We start from the raw sequence: 20926 nt of genomic DNA, 5'->3' as shown, positions 1-20926 counted from the left end.
TTATACGACTTCCTGTAAATTTATGGAAGTTAAAACTATTGAATGACATATTAGTATTTATGTTCTATGTTGTCCAAAATACGGACGCCCTCATCTACTCCGTCACCTAACCATAGTTGTTGCTCTAAACTTATTTCATGCGTAATTTCTCCTGATCTATGACCATTAGGCTTGTAACCAACTTCTATTTTACTGCTAAGCCTTAAATGGGTTAAATCATTAAATTTATATTCAATGTATATCCTGTGTGCTTCGGGATTGTAGTAATTGGTCCAAAACAGTCCTCTGGCCAACGTCACTCTTTTAACAAATGCTCTGATAAAGTTTTGCTTTTCTTCAAAGGTGGCCGTAATAGGATTAAAGCTTTTTAAATATTCTTTAACACTCTTGATCAAATTATCTTTACTATAATAAACAGTTAATTTCTTTTCTGCCTCCAGCTTCTCGTATTCATATAATTTAATTTCGTTATCATATTCTGAATTTAATAAGTTGAAGTCTGATTCATTAATCTTTTCGTCATTGAAATTTCTTAACAATCGCACTTTTGATTTCTGCAATTCATTCAGTTTCTCTTTCGCATACTCGACCTTGCCCAGATTTTCTTTTATCGAGGAATTACCATTGTAAGAATTTTCAGTTTCAAACTTCTCAAAATGCTGTATTATTGATTTTTCAATATTTAAACACTCCTTCCAAACCAAATCATTTAAAAAGTCTATATCTATACCTTTATTACCGCACCATTCCCCTTTGTATTTTTGACTTAAACATACATAAGCTTTGTCTTTCAGATCTGCTCTGAGTTTCCCGTAAAATGATTTACCGCACTTACTATTACCACAAACAAGTAAGCCTTTTAAAAGAAATTTATTCTTAGTAATACGATCGTGGTTAGTTGAATTGGGAGGGGCCTTAAATTTTTTTCGCTCACTAAATAAAAGCTGCACGCTATCAAATACACGGGGCTCTATAATAATAGGGCAGGGTATTTTGTAATCGTTAAAGCGCTTTTCACCTTTATATATCGGGTTTTTTAAAATAGCCATTACCACACTATCCCGCCACGTAAAGTCTTTAGCCTGCTTGACCTGCTTGTCTTCGACAACTACCCCATCTTTAAAAGCTACGACCTTTTTTTTACCTATCCGCATCTGTCCGGACTTTGTATTATTCCTTTTGGTCGGTATCCCATTTTCCTTTAAGTAGCTTGAGATTGCGAACGACCCCATGCCGCTTATATACAGTTCAAAAATCTTTTTGACGACCGCTGCCTCTGCTTCATTAATTTCTAAAACCTTGTTTATTCGGTCGTAGCCATAGGCTACCATTGCACCTCCGCCCGCGTTCTTGCCTTCTGTCATACTTCTTTCCAAACCTCGTTTTACTCGGGCTTTTGTCTGTAGACTTTCGTAAGAAGCAAATACTCCTTTAATACGACCCATTAATTCAATATTAGGATCACTTAGGTTGAATTCACCACCAGGAAAATATATTTTTATTCCAGCTTCCTTTAACTTAGTTATAATATATTGCGGTTCCTCGTAATTAGCATCTCTACTCCAGCGGTCAATATCGACTGAATACATCCCCCCAATTTTCCTGTCTTCAACGTCGTTAAGAAGCCTTAAAAGACCTTGGCGCTCTTCCGCACCCTTAGTTCCTGACAGCCCTGAGTCATCGTAAATTTCATAATCCCAACCTAAATCGTGGGCGAGTTTTTCGCCACGCATTCTTTGATCCAGTGCAGATATACCGTCTTTTGCTTGTTGTTGTGTAGATACACGAATGTAAATCGCTAATTTATTGGGAAGGGGTAATTTTAAATCTACTTTTTTACGAGCCATGTTCTATTCAAATAAGCGTGAATAAAGCAAATATAGCAAACTGATACAACTATTGCATTACATCACTGATGGTATGGTGAGGGCTCCTGAACGGGCGAATAGTTACCAGCGCATCTGCCGCGGCAAGTTTACCAGCTACGGAATGGATCTTGGTGGTCTCTAACGATTCATATAAGCTTAAGGGCGGTAAAATGGATGGCAGCCTCCTGGCCAGCATGGTTTTACCCGCTCCCGGCGGACCGATCAGTATCACGTTATGCCCGCCGGCCGCTGCAATCTCCAATGCCCGTTTAATGTTTTCCTGGCCTTTTACCTCGCTGAAGTCGCTGTCGTAATTGCATAAGCTGTCGTAAAACTCTTCACGGGTATTTACTATTTCGGGTTTAAGTTCGGATGTGCCGTTGAAAAAGCCAACCACATCTTTAATACTTTCAACACCATAAACTTCAAGATCGTTTACTATGGCTGCTTCGCGGGCATTTTGTTTAGGGAGGATAAAACCTTTAAAGCCATCTTTACGGGCTTGTATGGCAATAGGCAAGGCTCCTTTAATAGGTTGCAGGCTTCCGTCGAGCGAAAGCTCGCCCATGATAATAAACTTATCTAATAGCTCGGCGTCTATTTGGTTTGATGCTGCCATAATAGCAACGGCGATTGTAAGATCATATGCTGAGCCTTCTTTACGGATATCTGCAGGGGCCATGTTAACCACAATACGCTGGCGAGGCATGCGAAAGCCGTTGGTCTGTAAAGCAGTTTCTACGCGCTGCATCGATTCACGAACTGCATTATCGGGTAACCCAACAACAAAATAAGCTAATTTGCCGCCGCTTATATTCACCTCAACTGTTATGGTAATAGCTTGTATGCCATAAACCGCGCTTCCGAAAGTTTTAACCAACACTGTGATAAAAGTTTATTTGAAGCGAAAGATATAGAATTTTGATGAGGAGATAAAGTGACACCATAAAACAAAAAAGTCCGCCGGTACCGGCAGACTTTCTTATAAACACGTTGTTTAATCTTATCTTAAAAATGCTCCGGCTTCGCAAACCACCAGCAGCATAGTACAGGAAACAATCACACAAACCATCAGCATTATTGACCATGTATTAGGGTTATGTTTGCTGATACGGGCAAACGCAGTATTAACCTTTTTGAAGTAACGGCTGTTGAGCAATACAAAATAGTTAAGCACAAATGCCCCGGTTGCTCCAAGCAATATCATCAGGCCAGAAATCGGACTTAACTCAAACCAACCTGAGTTTAAAAATAACTGTACAACACTTACTAAAACGGCAAGTAAAATGATCATCAAAAAGCTTGCTCCAAAAAGGGCGTTTGCTTTTGGCAATCCACCGTGACCAAAGTTTTTAACATTCCACCTGTAAAACGTTACATAAATGGACTTGTAGGTTTCTGCTGCTTTCATAATGTTATGGTTTTAGGTAATTAATTCGGTGTAAAATAATATCACTTGCACAATATTAGTTTAAAAACGGAATTGACAAAATTTTATTGCGATTAAGTTTGATTTTTATCGTATTTGTATTCATTTATTTGGTTGGGTGCGTTTTTCGTAAGAAATATGCCACCTCCGAAGAAATATTTTATTTCAGGAAAACCGCTATAAAAACGCTGCTTTGGTAAAACAAATGTTACAATGCCGAAATATGGCCCTTTTTGAAGCATATAGGGCAATATTTATACAGGTTATGTGTTATAGGAGCAAATTATAGCATATAATACTGCCGTGCGGGGTTATAGTGTAGTGGTTAAGTAGAGGGGCGCTTATTTATGCTTTAAACCTTTACTGTTGATATTTGTCTAACACGCGCTTATCAGCAAAATAATTAACAATTGCACTAACATCTAAACCCTATAGCTACCTCATGATTTAGTTTCAAAACTTACCACGGCCCTACATCACCACCTATTACACAATTTATCTAACCTTATACTGCCTGTACCTAAACCTGGATGAAAACAATTTTTCTTTCATTAATACTATTATGCCTTTTTTCTGTATCCTTTGCCCAAAACCGCGTAAATATCAAGGGCAAGGTAATTGATTCGATAAGCCGGCAACCGCTCGAATTGAGTACAATTGCTGCTGTCGATCTGAAAGATACATCACTCATTGCCTATACGCTCAGTAAAAAAACGGGCGAATTTGAATTACAACGTCTTCCACCCGATAAACAGGTGCGCCTGGTTGTTTCCTATGCGGGTTACAAAAGCTATATCCGTCGTTTCGATTTTAAAAAAGGCGAAGTAATTGACCTGGGGAATATTGCCCTTAACAGTAAAATGCTTGAAGAGGTTGTGGTACGTGCCGAGCGGGTCCCCATCAAAATGAAAAAGGACACCATTGAGTTTGATGCGGCGGCTTTCAAAACCCGGCCTAATGCTGCTGTTGAAGAACTACTTAAAAAGCTCCCCGGAGTGCAGGTAGACGGCGACGGTACCATCACCGTTAATGGCAAGCAGGTAAGCAAATTACTGATAGACGGTAAACAATTTTTTGGCTCCGATCCCAAGATCGCCACTAAAAACCTGGATGCGGCCATTGTTGCGCAGGTTCAGGTTTACGATGACCGCGAAAACGACCCCGATCACCTCGTGAGCGAAACACAGGTACAAAAGATCATCAACATCAAACTAAAAAAAGCCATTAAGAAAAGCATTTTTGGTAAAGTATTCGGAGGTGTGGGCTCACGCGACAGATATGAGGCCGGCGGTTTGTTCAACATGTTTCGGGATACACTGCAGGTGAGTGTTATTGGCTTAAGCAACAACCTTAACCATACGGCTTTTTCGCGCGAAGAACTTAACTCGGAAGGTGGTTTTGACCGGAGCGGGGGGAACACCTCTTTTAACGGCGGCCGAAACTGGGGCGGCGGTATCGAAAAGATCACCTCGGGAGGATTTAATGTTAACCAAAACTATGGCGAAAAGTTAAAGCTTAACCTGCAGTACTTTTATACCCAGCGTAATAACGTGAATGAATCGGCGAATTTTCAGCAGCAGTTTTTGAAGGATACTACCCTGCTTACCCGGTCGTCAAATAACAGGTATGCTAATAGTTATACCCATACGGTAAGCGGCCTTGTGGAGTGGAAACCGGATACAATCCGGAACCTGCGTTATAACCCATCATTAAATTACAATTCAAATAATAATACCTCTGCATCAGGCGGCAGCACGTCAAACAATTTTGATATGCCGGTGAACCAGTCGGTATCCAATTCATTAGGCAACGGGCATTCAACACAATTCAACCAAAGCTTTTATTTTCATAAGCGTTCTAAAAACAAAAGCAAGGAATCGTTCACTATCTCGCACAACCTGAGTATTAGCCCCAATCATAATAGCAACTTCAACAACAATGATGTTGTTAATTATCAGCGCCCCGATTTATCCGACAGCTTGCACCGGCTCTCTGTGCGTACATCAAAGAATGCTTCGGGCAATCTTGATTTCAGTTACAGGTTCCCGGTGACTAAGAAACTGATCGTAGATGTAACCACGTCGGGCATCTACAATAAAACCAGCGATCAGGTTTTTACCTACGACCGCAAAACCGGCGGCTTTGATTCGCTGCTCAATAACCAAAGCTCCGATCTGAAGCGCGATCAGTGGACAGAGAATATCAAACCGGGTATCACTTATCAGCTTAACAAAAAAACACAGATCATAGCGGGGCTTAATACCCAATGGCAACAGATCGACAACAACTTTGTGACCAGCAAGCTTGCTCAAAATTATTTCTTCCTGTTGCCAACTGTTCGTGTTGAGGCTTATGGTGTATCACTTAGCTACGAGCGGAGGGTTAACCAGCCTAACATATCAAGCCTGCAGCCAATTACTATTATTTACAGCCCGCTATACAGTTATACGGGTAATCCCAACCTGGTGCCCGGTATAAGCAACACCTATTATATCAACTTTTTTAAATATTTCAATGACAGCCAGCTGGGCATTTACTCCTACGGCAATATTTCATCGCAAAAAAACATGGCCGTTGCGCAGCAAACCATCCGATCGGACGGGGCGCAAACTAACACTACCGTTAACCGCGACGGAAGGCCAAGCTATAGTTTTTCGGTAGGTGTTTTCAAACGGTTTAAAAAGATGAAAGACTGGCAGTTGGGCTCATCAACCAACTTTTACGGCAACTACTATCAAAACCTTAACCTGTTGAACAATGTAGAAGGCTGGCAAAACACGGTTTCATATGGGGTGCATGAAAATATTAACGTTAATTGGAAAGATGTAATTGACCTGAACACAGGTGTTGGTTTTAACCAGTCGAACACCAAATACAATTATGATGATTTCAGGAACGTAAAGGTTGGTACCTATAACATAAGCAATAGCCTGGTGGTAAGGTTTCCCAAGAAGATAATCTGGGAAACAAAGCAGGACTTTAATTACAATAGCCAGGTGGCCGCCGGCTTTAAAAAGGGTGTTAATGTGGTGAGTTCATCCCTTGCCCTGCAAATGCTTAAAAAAGACCGCGGCGAGCTCAAGTTTTCTGTTTATGACATCTTTAATCAAAATGTGAGCGTGTACCGCTACATCAACAACAATTCGGTAAGCGATGTGCAAAACAATACATTGAAACGGTATTTCCTGATTACTTATAGTGTTAAGTTTAATAAGCTAAGCACTAAATAAAAATGTAAGGAAAAAGAAAGCCCCTGTTGCAAAATGCAACAGGGGCTTTCTTTTTCTTATTGGTTGAATTATGTTTTTTGATTAAAAAGAACCGGGACCGCCTGGGCCACCGCCTCCGGGGCCTCCGCCCGGGCCGCCCGGGCCTCCGCCGTCACGGTTAAACCTGCGCTGGCCGGGCTCTTGTGTTGGCGCCTTCCCTGCAAATTTTTGTAACCTGAGCGTAAATGTTAACAGGTAATAACGTCCAAGCCTGTTAACTGTAGATTGTGTGGTGATGTTACCGTTTACCACAGAGGTATAACCTGTATTTTGGTTAAATAAATCGTATGCTGCTAAACGGATGGTTGCGCGGTGATCTTTCAGGAACCGGCGTTCAACATAAGTATTCAGAATGTTAGGGTTTTTGATGTCAAGGCTGGCATCATAACCATAGTTTACCGTGCGGGTAAAGTCATAGCTTAATGTCCAGTCTTTCCAGAAATAGTTTTTACCGGCCAGGCCTAAATTCAATGTACGGAAGTTTGAACTGCCGTCAATAAGCGTGCTGTGAATAGAGTTGGTAGTTTTGTTGATACCGTAGCTGCTGCTGGCCTCCGCATCGATAATATCGACAATGTTTACCCTGAATTTTAAGCCCGGGGTAAAGTTGAGGTTTTTAGCAATGTTTTTTAATGGCGCTGCCGAAGCGGCAACGTTGTTACTGTCGATGCTGTTAGAGAATGCAACGCCATTGGTATATGTTAAAGCGCCATTAAATTGCAGGGTAAATTTACGCTGGGCCCATGGTTTAGCATATACCACGTTGGCACCGCCGGTATAATAGCCGCCGGCATTTAAATAGTTAGTAAGGTTGGTACCCTCAAAACTTTTTAACGATGGATTTGCTGCTAACACCGCTTTGCTAAATGCACGGGGATAAGAAATAGTGTTTTGTACTATTTTATTTTGTGTTGCAGTAAAATTGAAGTTAGTAAAGAAAATATCGCCGGTTTGGAAACTGAAATTATTATATCTCAACGAAAAGTTATTGGCAAACTCAGGTTTCAGGTTAGGGTTACCCTGAACCGGGTAAAGCGCGTTTGTAAAATCAATAACCGGCTGTAACTGGGTGAATGAAGGCTGGTTGCTTGATCCGTTATATAAAAAGTTTAAGGCCTTTCCTCTTGAGAAATTATAGCTGAAACGAGCTGTTGGTATTACGTTAAAGGTGGTTACGTGGGTAGCCGAATCATTTTTAAGGTTCAGTCCGTTTAAGGTAGCCGGCTGTACGCCAACACCCAGGGTAAGGTTGTATTTTTTTTCGATGAAACGATAGTTTAAGCCAACCCTGTTTGTGGTGAAATTATATTTATAGTTGTTGCTCAACCTGTCGTAATGATCATAGGTATTGCCCGTACTAAGCGTATCGGTTTCCTTATCGCTCGTGGTGTTTGAACGGTTAAAAGCATAGTTCAATTCCAGGTACCCCCGTTTGCTTATAGGCTCAATGTATGAAACGTTTGTGCCAAAGCTGGTTACACGGCTGTCTGTATTGGTTTGCTGATTTGCCGGTGCCTGGTGTGGCGCGCCATCGGCATAATCATATGTTGGATTATCAAACTGTGACGTTTTTGATGTATTGGCGCTGATGTTAATGCTCAGGTTGCGGCCATGCCCGTTAAAACGGTGATTATACAAGGCATTGATACCATAGCTTGGCGTTGTACCATCGCTGTGAGACAATGAAGTATACGATGAATTTGTTATACCACCGATAGTTGACGATACCGACTCATTTGCATTGGTATTGGTACTTGAGTAGGTAAAGTTTGGTACAACCTTTAAATAGTTGATTGTATCGGGTTTCCACTCCAGGTTAAAGTTAAAGCGGTGATTGATCGGGTTGTCGGTTTGATCGCTTTTTTGAGTACTGATACTTGGCGTTTGAACGTTGTTGGTTTGGATAGATGAGCTAAGTGTGTTGGTAGTATTATCCGTATAGCTGTAGCTGCCATAAACAGATAAGGTTTTACCCCACTGATCGCGGAAGTTGGCACCGATGGCATGTGCATTGGTTATACCGTTTGCGCTGGTAGTTGAGCTGCTGGAGCCACGCAACGCGTTACCCCTGCCGCCACCGCCGCCGCCAAAACCACCACCACCTCCACCGCCGGATGTAGCGCTGCCATAAGTAAATGTATTTACGTTGGTATTGTTTATAGTACCCAAAACGGCTATTTGCTGCTCATTGTTAAAGTTGAAAAACTTCAAATCGCCAATGTAGCGGTTGGCGTTGGCTATGCCCTGGTCTTTTGGTAAAAAGTCCTCACCATCGCCGGCTGTGGCCTGGCCAAAGTAGCCGTGGTTCTTATCTTTACGGATGGTGATGTTCAGGATCTTGTCGGGCTCACCGGTTTTAATGCCGGTAAGGTTGGCCTGATCTCCGTAATCATCAATTACCTGGATGCTTTCTACTACATCGGCAGGCAAATTTTTGGTGGCTGTTTTAACATCGCCGCCAAAAAAGTCTTTTCCGTTAACCCTTACCTTGGTAACTGATTTGCCCTGTGCCGTTACGTTGCCGTCTTTATCCACATCAACGCCGGGCAGTTTTTTTAATACGTCTTCAACAGGGGCGTTTTCGCGTACGGGATAGGCACTTACTTTGTATTCGGTAGTGTCTTCTTTTAATATTACCGGGTTAACGCCAACAATAGTAACCTGGTTAAGCATATTGGTTTCGGCCTTTAAAACTATGGGGCCAAGGTCAACAGGTTGCGTGCCGGCGTCAAGCGAATAATGTTTTTTTATTGCCGTAAAACCGATTGACGAAATGGTAATAGTTAGTTTGTTGCCTTTCACCACCGGGAACGAAAACTTACCGGTAGCATCGGCAATGGCGATGGTACTGTCGCCGCTGTTTGAAACCAGTTTCACGCTGCTTCCGGGCAACGAAAGCTTTGTGGAATCGACAACGGTTCCCTTCACCTCCCGCCCCGTTTGGGCGTAGGAACCAAAGGCGAATAAAAGGATAAAACTCAAGATAAGAAGTAGGGGTTTCATAAATGTTTTTTCAGCGTACGGTTGTTGTATTTGTGAGTATTAGACGTAATATAAACTACAAATGTTCAACTTAAAATATACATAAAGCCCAATCAATATATTATTGTTACACATAAGTGCTGTAAAGCACTATCAATCATATTATTGTTACAAATTATGAAATGAAAAAGGCCGGAAAGATCCGGCCTTGTGATTGTTATAAAGATCAGTCAGTCAATTTATACGTTAAGATTGTGCTAAATGAGCTACGTTTTTGGGGTTATTAGGGTTTTACGGATGTGTGGATAATTAGTTTCAATAATTGTTGCATGGGATACCAATAATGGTAACAATTCGTTTAAGTAATTCACACAAGAAATAAACTATTGTTTAAAATGAATTTATATGATAGTAACATTGTGGCATGAATTTTCGTAATACTTAATCAAACATTAACCTATGAACAATATTAAAAGCTCGCTGCATGCTAAAGTGCACGATTGGATCGATGCGATCGGATTCAGGCTTAACACATCACAAACAAACAGCAAAAGCCATATTACAACCAACCATTATTTTTTTGAAACCTTTAATTTTTTCGAAAAATCAAAGAAAAACAGGCCCGAGTTAACCAAATTTTTATGTTTTGATGCCTACGGCGAAAAGATAAACGTAAAGTCGCTGCTTGATTTGCAGGTTGCCTTTTTTGATAATATAAGCCAGCTTAAGTAATAGCCGGTTCCTTTCTGTAGCCGATACTCTGTTGTATTAAGACAATTTGGCGGGGTTTTTAATATGGCCATGAAATAAAAAATCCCGCCCTAAAATAAGGCAGGATTTTAAGAAGAATTTTTGAACTGTTATGTCAAATTAGTTTTCAACATTGGTTCTTGGCCAGCAGTTCATACTTCCTGTTTTTTCATTCAGTATAGCTGGTTTGCTATCGTTAATGCCTCTGCCCATTCCTCCGCCAACATTTACAATTGGCCTTGTTGGGTTAAGGGCTTCCTTTATCCTAAGGTGAAGATCGGCGTAATGTGCTGCTGTCATGGCATCGCCGCCTTTGGGTAAACCTGTATCAATTTTCTTTAACTCGGCACGTACCATCGGTCTGATATCTGACAACACAATGTTGATAGGCGTAAAGCCCCAGCTTGCCAGCTGTGCACTTGATACACCCGGGAATGAAAAGCTTGCATCTGTATTTAACAAACCTTTCAGGTTTTCAATGTATCCTCTTTGAAGGTTGCGCTGGTAGCTATCGGGTTTGCTTGTGCCAAATATACCCGTGTGCAGATCGGTTAATAGCTGGGCAACAGTATAGGCGTTAGCACCGTTTTTGGCTTCGTTATCATACATACGCGCAAGCCTTGAAGCTGTTAACTCGTTGCCTAACAATGAAACCTGCATGGCTTTAATACGGTTTATGATAACACCGTTATCAAACTTTGCCAATTCGGCTTTATTAATAAGCCATAATGGCGTAGTGTATAGTTGTTGGTTTAAAAATAAGGCAGCTTCGCGCTGACGTTCTTTGCTCACAAAATCATAAACCGGACCTTTTTGATCGTAAGTTTTAAAGTTTTCGTTCATGCCGCCAATGTTGGTGGTTACATGGCCCATGTAACGGTAATACTGACCTAAAACCTCGTTATATAGTTCATTAAGGTCGCTATAATCCTCATTCTTTTTATATGACCATTTCTCGAGGTTCGGTAAAATGCGTTTCAGGTTGGCAATGCCATAAGCACTCGCCTTCATGGCATTATCGCCCAAATCCTCATTTTGCAAGCGAGGGTCGATAGATGTGCCCTGACGACCGAAATAGTAAATAGGGTTACCGGCGTTTTTGTTGGTCCATACAGCTAAGATCTCTTTTTCCTGTTCAGGAGTTTTATTGCCCGCGAACCAGGTATACCCCCATTTAATCGACCAGTCGTCATACTCCCCTATTTGCGGATACAGGTGTGTAACACCATCACCGGGCTGCGCTATGTAATTAAAACGGGCATAATCCATGATAGATGGTGCGGTACCATGTTTATCGGTAAATGTTTTTGATCGCAGTGAATCAACAGGGTAAGCGTAGCTCGAGCCAAAGTTATGCGGCAAACCTAAGGTATGGCCAACCTCATGCGATGACACAAAGCGGATGAGTTCGCCCATTTGATCGTCGGTAAATTGTGCATGGCGGGCGTTAGGGTTCACGGCTGCAGTTTGGATCAGGTACCAGTCGCGCAGTAGCTGCATAACGTTGTGGTACCAGCCTACATGGCTTTCCAGGATCTCGCCGCTGCGCGGATCGGCAATGTGAGGGCCGTAGGCGTTTTCAACATCTGATGCAAAATACCTGATTACGCTATACCGCGCATCTTCGGTGCTAAACTGAGGGTCTTGTTTGGCAGTAGGCGCTTCTTTAGCGGTGATGGCATTTTTAAAGCCTGCCGCTTCAAAGGCTTTTTGCCAGTCGTTTACGCCCTGTATTAAATAAGGTACCCATTTTTTAGGCGTAGCCGGATCGATGTAGAATACAATTTGCTTTTTAGGTTCAACCAGTTCGCCTTTTGCATAGGCGGCAGGATCTTTAGGCTCTAACCTCCAGCGGTGAATATAGGCTGTAACTAAGGCTTTTTGAGCATTAGTGCCGTAATCTGTTTGGCGCTGACCAAAAAAGCCTACCCGTGGGTCCATGATCCGGTATTTCATCGGAACTTTAGGTAACAGCAGCATTGAGGTGTTTAACTCAAATGTAACGGCCGCAATACTATTATCAGTAGGCGACTCGCCGGCACGATAGGTTTTTAGCGTGTGTGCCTCAATATTTATCGGAAAGCTTTTAATGGTGTCGATATATGAGCGCGAATTATCAACCCCCATGGTTTTGTATGCTTTTTTGATATCGTCAGATAAACCAAGGGCAGCAATATCGCCATTGTAAAAATCAGTAACATCAATTAAAACACCAGTGGTATCTTTATTAAAGGCCTTTATTTCAAAAGAGGCCAGTATAGCATCAAGATTTGAGTTTTTAACCGATTGGTACATGTCGCTGGTGCTATCGGCACGTAACGAATAGCTTGGTACGCGGATAAATACCTGCTTGTCGTGCTTTTCCCACTTCCAAACCTGGTCGTTAATTTCTTCGCCGCCGTATTGCTGCCCGAAGGTTTTTAGGCCGCCCGGTGTTTTTACAAAACGGGTAACCACCAGCATTTCGCGGTTAATTAATGAATCGGGTATTTCGTAGTAATATTTGCCATCAACTTTATAAGTGTTGAAAAGGCCGCTATCAGCCTTGGTTTTGGCCGGGATAAGATCACTGAACTTTTTAATACCCTCTTTTTTGGGAGCTCCGGTTGTTGCTGTCGAAACGGTGCCGTTAGGGGTAGTAGTTGTTTTTAGGGTAAGGCTTTGGTTTGCGGTTTGCTTTTTTGTGGCACATGAGCCAGCCAAAACAGCAAGTGCCAGTACTGAGCCGCGCAAATAAATACCCGGCAGCGAATGTTTTTTCATTTATTACAATAGTTTTAACCGTAAACTTATATAAAAAACAGGTCTTTTTTTAGTGATAAAGCGTTTTATCAGCAATAAATAACAGATATTATTAATTATATGCGGCGTTTTAATGTGAGCACAACATTATCAACACGTTTATCGTGATATACTTCAAGCAGCAGGCTGCGGTCGTCTTTTGATTTGAAAAGTTCATCGATATCCTGAAGGTTCATTCTTGAAACCGGTTTAAAGTTTATGGATATGATCTCGTCGTCGCGTTCCAGGCCAACTTCATCGGCTGCCGAACCCGGTTCTACCCTGCTGATCACGATCCTTTCCAGGTGATCGCCTGCCGCATAATATTCAAGGCCACTCATGTCATGTTCAAAGGGATCGTTATAGGTTGAGCCGGGTTTTAAATACATGACGCTGTCGGGGTAATCTAAAATAACAGTGAACCGCTTTAATATACCAACGCCGAGGTTCCCGTCCCGCTTCACGGTCAAATTAGTTTGGTTGTTCCTGTCATCGGGAAAGGAGGCCAATACCTTCTTCATCCTGAATTTACCTAAATCAAACTCATCCATCCTGCTTATAAAGCCGTTTATGGGCCCGTTTAAGCCGATGCCAAGATTGGCCGAGGCAATAAACTTTTGCGGAAGGCCATAAGTTTCGATATAATGCTCAATTGATACCGGATGCCCGGCTCCCAGATCAACAACCAGTTTAGTTTTTATAGGTGCAATGCCCGGCATAAAGGCTTTAGCATAAACGTATGCTTTTCTGTCCTCTACCAACATCGGGATTTTATTGGCTTTTCTGAAAGGTTTAAGGTCTTTGGGGCGGCATACGGTAACTACGCTGTCCTGGAAACTGATCTTTACGGCCAGGTTGTTAAAAAACTCGTATCCCAACAAGCCGTGAATTGGCATGCCGGCATACCCCGAAAGGTTAAACACATCTTTTTTCAAGATGGCGGCAGCAACGTCATAGCTAACCAGGCCGGGTATGGCAATGTCTAAGGTTGAAGTTACATAGGCTTCGGAGTCATCACCTTCGCCAAGGCCGGGGATTTTTAATGTGCGCTTATTAGGAATGCTGATGGAATCAACTAATTTAGGATCGGTTATGATCATGAGCCCTACGCCGGTATCCAATATAAAATTAAAGGGCCCTTTATGGTTGATCTTGAGTTGAATGATCATCAGGTTCCGCTCCAGCTTGAACGGAATATTCACCTTTTTTTTATGTACATCAAGATCAAAGTACTGGGCCCGGGCTGTGGTTGCAAAGCAAAATGTTAACACAAATGCCAGCCACAATGCCCCCGGATGGCGTAAATTATAATATAGCTTGTGTAACAAAGTGGTTATAGTTGGTATATTAAATTTACGAGATTTATTTGTTAAATAATTATTTTATTATGCGAAAATCAACAATTTCATTTCTGTTAATTGTTTGTGTTTTATCCCTTTATCATGATACTGTTTATGCCCGTTCAATAAAAAAAAGGAAGGTTAAAAAGCTGTTTAAACATTCGCAGATTGTTAACGACCACTTTACTGGTTTTGCCCTTTATGACCTGGATGATCATAAAATGATATATGAGCTAAATGCCGATAAATACTTTACCCCTGCATCCAATACCAAGCTTTTTACTTTTTATACCTGTTTGAAAATGTTGGGCGATTCGATCCCGGCATTGCGGTATCAAACCCGCGGCGACTCGCTGATATTTTGGGGTACCGGCGACCCCTCCTTTTTGCACAGCGATTTGAAAGGGATAAATGGGCTTAACTTTTTGAAGAGAAGCAGCAAACAGCTTTTTTACTCGCCCGGAAATTATACCGGTGAGTTTTTTGGCGCCGGCTGGGGTTGGGACGATTACAATGATTATTACCAGGCCGAAATAACCGCCCTGCCTATTGAAGATAATGTAGCCCAGCTATATGCCGATAACGACGGTAACATGCAGGTGAAGCCCAACTATTTAAAGCGTTTTCTGAATGCCGATATTAACTATCGCCCTGCTCAGTTTAAGGTAAAGCGCGATTTTATCAGCAATAATTTTGTATACCCTGCCGGAGAGATTCCTAAAAATTACAAGCAGGAAATTCCCTGGAAAACAAGCTTGCAATTGACCATGGCCCTGTTGCAGGATACGCTGAAAAAGCCTGTATCATTATTGCAGGAGCCTATGGCCGCTGATGCCAAAATTATTTACAACGCCAATGCCGATTCGGTTTACCGGCGGATGCTGCAGCCAAGCGATAATTTTATTGCAGAACAGTTGCTGCTGGTATGCTCATCGATGAAATTTAATACGCTCAACACCGACTCGGTGATTAACTATTCAAAAGCACATTTTTTGAGTGATTTGCCCGATGCGCCGCAATGGGTAGATGGTTCGGGCTTATCGCGCTATAATTTGTTTACGCCCAGGGATATGGTAGCCTTACTGCTCAAAATTCAGGACGAAGTGAAAGATGAAAGCCTGCTGCATAGCATGATGCCGATAGGTGGCGTGGCCGGTACTATTAAAAGCGCCTATAAAACCGATAACGGGCAGCCTTTTGTATGGGCTAAAACCGGATCATTGAGCAACAACCATAATCAAAGCGGGTACATTGTAACCCGCAAAGGCAAACGTCTGGCTTTTGCATTCATGAACAACAACTTCACCCGCTCAACCCGTGAAGTAAGGGATGAGATGGTGAGGATTATGACGTATATACATGAAGAGTTTTAAATAGATATTAAATCTATGTCATTGCGAGGAGGCACGACGAAGCAATCGCATGCTATACAGGGCGGTTATGCTTCCGTGCGGTTGCCACGCTACGCTCGCAATGACATGTTTTTTACCCCTTCCCCTCTCCTTCATCCTTTTTCAAATTCCCTTCAAGTTGCGGGTTTTGTGCGGGAAGAATTTTTACCCTGTGTTCAATCTCGGTTTGTTGGATATGTACTGCGTAATCTGCAGGCTCAATATGGCTTCCGCTGGCTTCGGCAAATACCTGGGTAAATTCTGCGCCGATATATAAAATGGCCGATGTATAATAGATCCAAACTAAGATCACAATGATAGAGCCCGCAGCGCCATAAGCCGAGCCTTGTGCTGTATATTGAATATAAAGGCTGATAGCATACTGGCCAATCATAAACAGAATAGCCGTAAATACCGCACCACTGCGTACATCTTTCCATTTGATCTTAACATCGGGCAAAAACTTGAATATGATGCCGAATAAAGTAGTGATCACCACCAGGGTAATGCCGAGGTTTATGCCTTTAACAAGGAACCTGGTTACAGCGTCGATCTGGGGGAAAAAGCGCTGGATCTGGTCCTGGACAGCGGTTATAACGATATTGATAATGAGCGTCGCCAATAATAAAAAACCAAGGCTTATGATGAGCGAAAATGATACGAAGCGATTTTTTAACAGCTGCACCCAACCACTTTTTGGCTTAGCCTTAACCCGCCAGATCATGTTGAGCGAGTCCTGGATTTCGATAAAAATACTGCTCGCTCCCAATAACAGCGTTACCACACCAATAACAACGGCAATGCCCGATTTTCCGGACAATGCAAGATGTTTTAAAGCATCCTGGATTTGGGCTGCCGGCCCTTTGCCAACGTAACGAACAATTTCAGGGTAAAGGCGATGTGTTGCCGCATCCTGTCCAAAAACAAGACCGGCTACCGATATTACGATGATTAACAAAGGTGCTATAGAAAATACAGTATAATAAGCCAGGGAAGCACTTAATTTTAAGCCATTATCTTTTGAAAAGCCAGTGAAGGATGCCAGGAGTACCTTCCATAGTTGTTTAAAATATTCTTTGCTAAAAAACTTCATGCGGATAGATTAAAGGTTAACATCTGTTTGTGGATGATTATGCAATATTGATGCCTTTTGTAAGCAGGCTGTAATAAAAGTTGTAAATTTTAATGGAGTATCAAAAGGGTTACAGTCCCTGAACCGGAATATCCAACAGCTCATACTTTTCCCAGCCGGTAAAGTCATAGTGCCACCATTCTGTTGATATCACCTTGAAGCCATATTTGGCCATTACGGTTTTTAACAGCTCCCGGTTGTCAATTTGCTGTTGCGGTAAAGCCATATAATTTGCGCCGGCCTTGCGGCTAAAGCTGTCAAAGCCGGTTGGCATATCCAGTTCTTTGCCGGTTTTAAGGTTAATGACCGAAAGATCAATGGCACAGCCCCGGTTATGCTTTGATCCTTTGCGCGGGTCGGCAACAAAATTGGTATCGGGCGCCATTTCGTAAAAATTCGCCGTAACCGAATATGGCCGGTAAGCATCATAAATTTTAAGGCCGAGGCCCTGCGTTTTTAATTCGGCCTCAACCTGCTGTAAGGCCTTCACTACCGGAAGCCTTGCATAAGCTTTGGCCGTTGTATACATACGGCGGTGCATAAAATTGTTGGTAGTGGCATACCGCAGGTCTAAGGCAATCTCTGGAATGTATTTTTTTATTTCAACCAGTTGTTTATCAGGGTTAGCCTTAACCTGTAGTTTATAGCGGGCAATATCGCAAATTTTTGTACTGTCGATGTATTTATAATGCTGGGCACTAACACGAAATGTTGCGGCAATAAATATCAACAGCAATAAAAACTTCCGGGCCATATTACCTGTGCGATACGATAAGCAGATCGAGGTCTTTACAGGGTATGGAGAAGCGCTCGCCAATGTGTTTATTGGTAAGTTGCCCCTGGTAAATATAAACCGCGTTACGCACGCCCGATTTTTGCCATATGAGGTTTTTAATGCCGCCCATATCGCCAATATCAAGCAGTATTGGCGCAAAAATATTGGTGAGTGCATATGTAGCGGTGCGGGCTACACGCGATGCAATGTTGGGTACACAATAATGAATAACATCATGCTTACGAAAAACCGGGTGCGTGTGATTGGTAACTTCGGATGTTTCAAAGCAACCGCCCTGATCAATACTAACATCGATAATAACCGAGTCGCGTTTCATGCGGCTAACCGTCTCTTCGGAGATAATGCAGGGGCTGCGGCCGTCTTCGGCCCGAAGCGCGCCTATGGCCACATCACATGTAGTAATAGCTTTTTCCAATACAATGGGCTGTACTACCGAAGTGAAAACACGGTTGCCTATATTGTTTTGCAGACGGCGAAGCTTGTATATCGAAGGGTCAAATACCTTAACTTCGGCACCGAGGGATATGGCTGTTCGGGCGGCGTACTCCCCTACCGTACCTGCACCAAGTATCACAATTTCGGTAGGCGGAACGCCGGTTATGCCACCCAGCATCAGGCCTTTGCCTTCAAAAACATTGCTTAAATATTCGGCGGCTATGAGTATGGATGTTGCGCCTACAATTTCGCTCATGGCCCTTACCACGGTAAGTATATTGCCCTCATCGCGAAGGTGCTCAAAGCTTAGTGCCGTGATTTTCTTAACCATCAGGGCATGGATACTTTCGGCTTTAAGCGTAGCCATTTGCAGGGTGGAGATGAGGATCTGCCCTGGTTTCATCATCTCAATTTCGTGGGGAGTAGGCGGCGCTATTTTAATGATAATGTCGGCCTCATACACCTTTTTGGTATCATAAACTATTTGCGCGCCCTGTTCGCTGTAATCCTTATCCGAAAAATTGGCGGCCTGACCCGCATGGCTCTCCAGCATTACATCGTGTCCGTTATTAACCAGTAAGGCCACCGATAGCGGGGTTAAAGGCACGCGGTTTTCCTGGAAGGAAACTTCTTTTGGAATGCCGATGTACAGCTTGTTCTTTTTACTTTTTACCTCCAGCAACGACTCCTGGGGTTGCATCATTGCTTGTTTGGCAATATCCGAAAACCCGCTGTATATCCCTGAACTCATGATGTATTGTTTTAAAGGCTGTTGAAGATAATAAAAAACGACGGATGATAAAACTAAATATTTTCGATGCTGATACTTCGCGAATTGCTATCCAAAACCTGGATCCGGATATTGGCGTAGTGGTCGGGAAGCAGGTCGGGAATCTTTTCGGGCCACTCAATAAAGCAGTAGGCATCGCTGTAAAAATATTCTTCATAGCCCATATCCAAAGCTTCCGTTTGGTTTTTGAGGCGATAGAAGTCAAAATGATAGATCCTGTTTTGGTGTCCGATGTATTCGTTCACGATGGAAAACGTTGGACTGGTAGCCGGTTCGGTTACACCCAAAGCCTCACATAGTGCTTTAATAAGGGTGGTTTTCCCGGCCCCCATTTCGCCATAAAAAAGAAAAATTTTATTCCCCGCCGAACCGGCAAGAATAGCTTCGGCAGCCTGCGGTAACTGGGATAGTGAATTTACAGATAGTTGCACAGTGTAATAAATTTAAATTCCGTCATTGCGAGGAACGAAGCAATCCCCTACTTGCAGGTCCGCCCTGTATAGTTCGCGATTGCTTCGTTCCTCGCAATGACGTTTTTTTTTATGCATGGTAGCACTGATTCAAAAATACTCAAAATCCCTAAATTATAAATTAGCTGTCAACGCTTTAAAAAAGGCCTCTTTAGCTTCAATATGGGGGATATGCCCGCAATTGTCAAATTCGATCAGCTTGCAGCCCGGGATCTTTTTGGCGGTTTCGGGGCCTAATATTTTATACTGGCCGTGTTTGACTTTTTCTTCGTTGCTAAGCAAGGCCTTGCCCACAATGGTTTTGTCCTCTTTACCGACAAACAACACTGTGGGGACTTTAATAAGCCCGAACTCATAACAAACCGGCTGTTCGTAGATCATTTCAAAGGTGAGGGCAGCAACTTTAGCATAGCGCGGAAAATCGGCGCTTTTACTTACCCCTGCACCAATGTTTACCAAATAATCATATTCGGGTTTCCATGAAGTGAAATACGATGTTTGGTAATATTTCTTAACGCTTTCGTAGCTGGTTTTTAACTCGGCTTTGTAGTCATCTTCGGCACTGTTATAAGGCACAAAGGTGCGGTAGTCTTCCAAGCCGATGGGGTCTTCAAGCAGTAGTTTTTCAACCTTGTCGGGGTACATTAATGTAAAACGGGTAGCCAGCATCCCACCCATAGAATGCCCCATCAGCGTGATTTTTTGTATCCCTAAACTATCCAGCAGGTTTTTATTAAATCTCGCCAGCTGATGAAAACTGTAATGAATAAACGCTTTTGATGATTTACCAAATCCTATTTGATCGGGGACTATTACCCGGTAGCCTTTATCGGTTAATAGCTTTATTACATCTTTCCAATAATAACCACCAAAGTTTTTTCCATGGAAAAGCATGATTGTTTTACCATTTGGAGTAGCCGGTTTTACATCCATATAAGCCATGCGGATGTCCTGTCCTTCAACCTTTATAGGCATAAAGGTTACCGGGTATGGGTACTTTACATTTTCGAGCGTGACGGAAAGGGTATCGGACTGGGCGTTGACTGTGATGATTGCGGATATAAGAATAAGGAGTAATAGTATTTTACGCATGTAGAAGATACAGGTGATGAAATTAAATGTTTGGCTCGCGGCGGCCTGAAAGGGGAGTTTGACTTGGGGGTGACGGTTGGCGTCTGCGGTAATAAGCTCGCAAAGACGGTAAGATGCTATTGGAAAGTAAAAATGTTCATTGCCGTTGGTTTTAACCAACGGAAAATAAGCTGAAAAGCCTTGGCTTTAGCCAAATTATGCAAGCGGATTTTGGCTGAAGCCCTCTTATTGCTGCTCATTATTCCGTTGGTTAAAACCAACGGCAATGAAGTTTTATCTACCAGTAAGCGATATTGATCAAATTTAAATGTAGAGACGCATCACATGCGTCTCCCGCGTGCAATTTTCGACAGAATTAGAAACCCTTTAAATCGGCCTGTCAGTCGGGAGACGCATGTGAT

The 20926-nt window shown here is 42.5% G+C and carries 13 protein-coding genes and 1 pseudogene; 3 read left to right on the top strand and 11 right to left on the bottom strand.

Features of this window, described 5'->3' with window-relative positions:
• Positions 1 to 50: 50 nt before the first annotated feature.
• The 3 genes and pseudogenes from BMX50_RS08995 to BMX50_RS08985 form a co-directional block, all read right to left on the bottom strand.
• Positions 51 to 1847: a recombinase family protein gene (locus BMX50_RS08995; RefSeq protein WP_091210155.1), complete on the bottom strand. Its 1797-nt coding sequence runs from the start codon at positions 1845 to 1847 to the stop codon at positions 51 to 53.
• Between the two features lie 58 nt (positions 1848 to 1905).
• Positions 1906 to 2751 (bottom strand): annotated as a pseudogene (locus BMX50_RS08990) (YifB family Mg chelatase-like AAA ATPase); the annotation flags it as partial.
• 120 nt (positions 2752 to 2871) lie between these two features.
• Positions 2872 to 3279 carry a hypothetical protein gene (locus BMX50_RS08985; protein WP_091210154.1) on the bottom strand — a complete coding sequence of 136 codons (408 nt, stop codon included), beginning with the start codon at positions 3277 to 3279 and terminating at the stop codon, positions 2872 to 2874.
• A gap of 548 nt (positions 3280 to 3827) precedes the next feature.
• Here BMX50_RS08985 and BMX50_RS08980 point away from each other — a divergent pair.
• Positions 3828 to 6527, top strand: a complete 2700-nt coding sequence (locus tag BMX50_RS08980) for an outer membrane beta-barrel protein (RefSeq protein ID WP_091210153.1) — start codon at positions 3828 to 3830, stop codon at positions 6525 to 6527.
• A gap of 81 nt (positions 6528 to 6608) precedes the next feature.
• Here BMX50_RS08980 and BMX50_RS08975 read toward each other — a convergent pair whose 3' ends face one another.
• Entirely contained in the window at positions 6609 to 9569 is a 2961-nt protein-coding gene (locus BMX50_RS08975; protein WP_091210152.1) for an outer membrane beta-barrel protein, read from the bottom strand.
• 438 nt (positions 9570 to 10007) lie between these two features.
• On the opposite strand from BMX50_RS08975, the gene BMX50_RS08970 reads away from it, so the two are divergent.
• Positions 10008 to 10280 carry a hypothetical protein gene (locus tag BMX50_RS08970; RefSeq protein ID WP_091210151.1) on the top strand — a complete coding sequence of 91 codons (273 nt, stop codon included), beginning with the start codon at positions 10008 to 10010 and terminating at the stop codon, positions 10278 to 10280.
• Between the two features lie 138 nt (positions 10281 to 10418).
• Here the strand turns inward: BMX50_RS08970 and BMX50_RS08965 are convergent, their stop codons facing one another.
• Both BMX50_RS08965 and BMX50_RS08960 read right to left on the bottom strand, forming a co-directional pair.
• Positions 10419 to 13061: a zinc-dependent metalloprotease gene (locus BMX50_RS08965; RefSeq protein ID WP_091210150.1), complete on the bottom strand. Its 2643-nt coding sequence runs from the start codon at positions 13059 to 13061 to the stop codon at positions 10419 to 10421.
• Between the two features lie 95 nt (positions 13062 to 13156).
• Positions 13157 to 14407, bottom strand: coding sequence for an aspartyl protease family protein (locus tag BMX50_RS08960; RefSeq protein WP_143065128.1), 1251 nt, complete (start codon positions 14405 to 14407; stop codon positions 13157 to 13159).
• Positions 14408 to 14466: 59 nt separating this feature from the next.
• On the opposite strand from BMX50_RS08960, the gene BMX50_RS08955 reads away from it, so the two are divergent.
• Positions 14467 to 15792: a D-alanyl-D-alanine carboxypeptidase/D-alanyl-D-alanine-endopeptidase gene (locus tag BMX50_RS08955; protein ID WP_244280905.1), complete on the top strand. Its 1326-nt coding sequence runs from the start codon at positions 14467 to 14469 to the stop codon at positions 15790 to 15792.
• A 112-nt stretch (positions 15793 to 15904) separates the two neighbouring features.
• On the opposite strand, the gene BMX50_RS08950 is transcribed toward BMX50_RS08955, so the two are convergent.
• The 5 genes from BMX50_RS08950 to BMX50_RS08930 form a co-directional block, all read right to left on the bottom strand.
• The gene (locus BMX50_RS08950) at positions 15905 to 16903 is read right to left on the bottom strand and encodes a YihY/virulence factor BrkB family protein (RefSeq protein WP_091210147.1); all 999 of its coding nucleotides are present in this window, start codon (positions 16901 to 16903) and stop codon (positions 15905 to 15907) included.
• Positions 16904 to 17012: 109 nt separating this feature from the next.
• Entirely contained in the window at positions 17013 to 17696 is a 684-nt protein-coding gene (locus BMX50_RS08945) for a M15 family metallopeptidase (RefSeq protein ID WP_091210146.1), read from the bottom strand.
• A 1-nt stretch (position 17697) separates the two neighbouring features.
• Positions 17698 to 18924 (bottom strand): alanine dehydrogenase, encoded by a 1227-nt coding sequence (locus BMX50_RS08940; protein ID WP_091210145.1) that lies wholly within the window; start codon positions 18922 to 18924, stop codon positions 17698 to 17700.
• A gap of 53 nt (positions 18925 to 18977) precedes the next feature.
• Entirely contained in the window at positions 18978 to 19394 is a 417-nt protein-coding gene (gene tsaE / locus BMX50_RS08935; RefSeq protein ID WP_091210144.1) for a tRNA (adenosine(37)-N6)-threonylcarbamoyltransferase complex ATPase subunit type 1 TsaE, read from the bottom strand.
• A 153-nt stretch (positions 19395 to 19547) separates the two neighbouring features.
• Complete coding sequence (locus BMX50_RS08930) at positions 19548 to 20525, bottom strand: alpha/beta fold hydrolase (RefSeq protein WP_091210143.1); 978 nt, start codon at positions 20523 to 20525, stop codon at positions 19548 to 19550.
• Between the last annotated feature and the right edge of the window lie 401 nt (positions 20526 to 20926).

Origin of the sequence: Mucilaginibacter gossypiicola, assembly GCF_900110105.1 — a bacterium.
In the GTDB taxonomy this organism is placed as follows: domain Bacteria; phylum Bacteroidota; class Bacteroidia; order Sphingobacteriales; family Sphingobacteriaceae; genus Mucilaginibacter; species Mucilaginibacter gossypiicola.
Note: the sequence above shows the minus strand (reverse complement) of the source record. Positions and strands in the feature narration are given on the sequence as shown.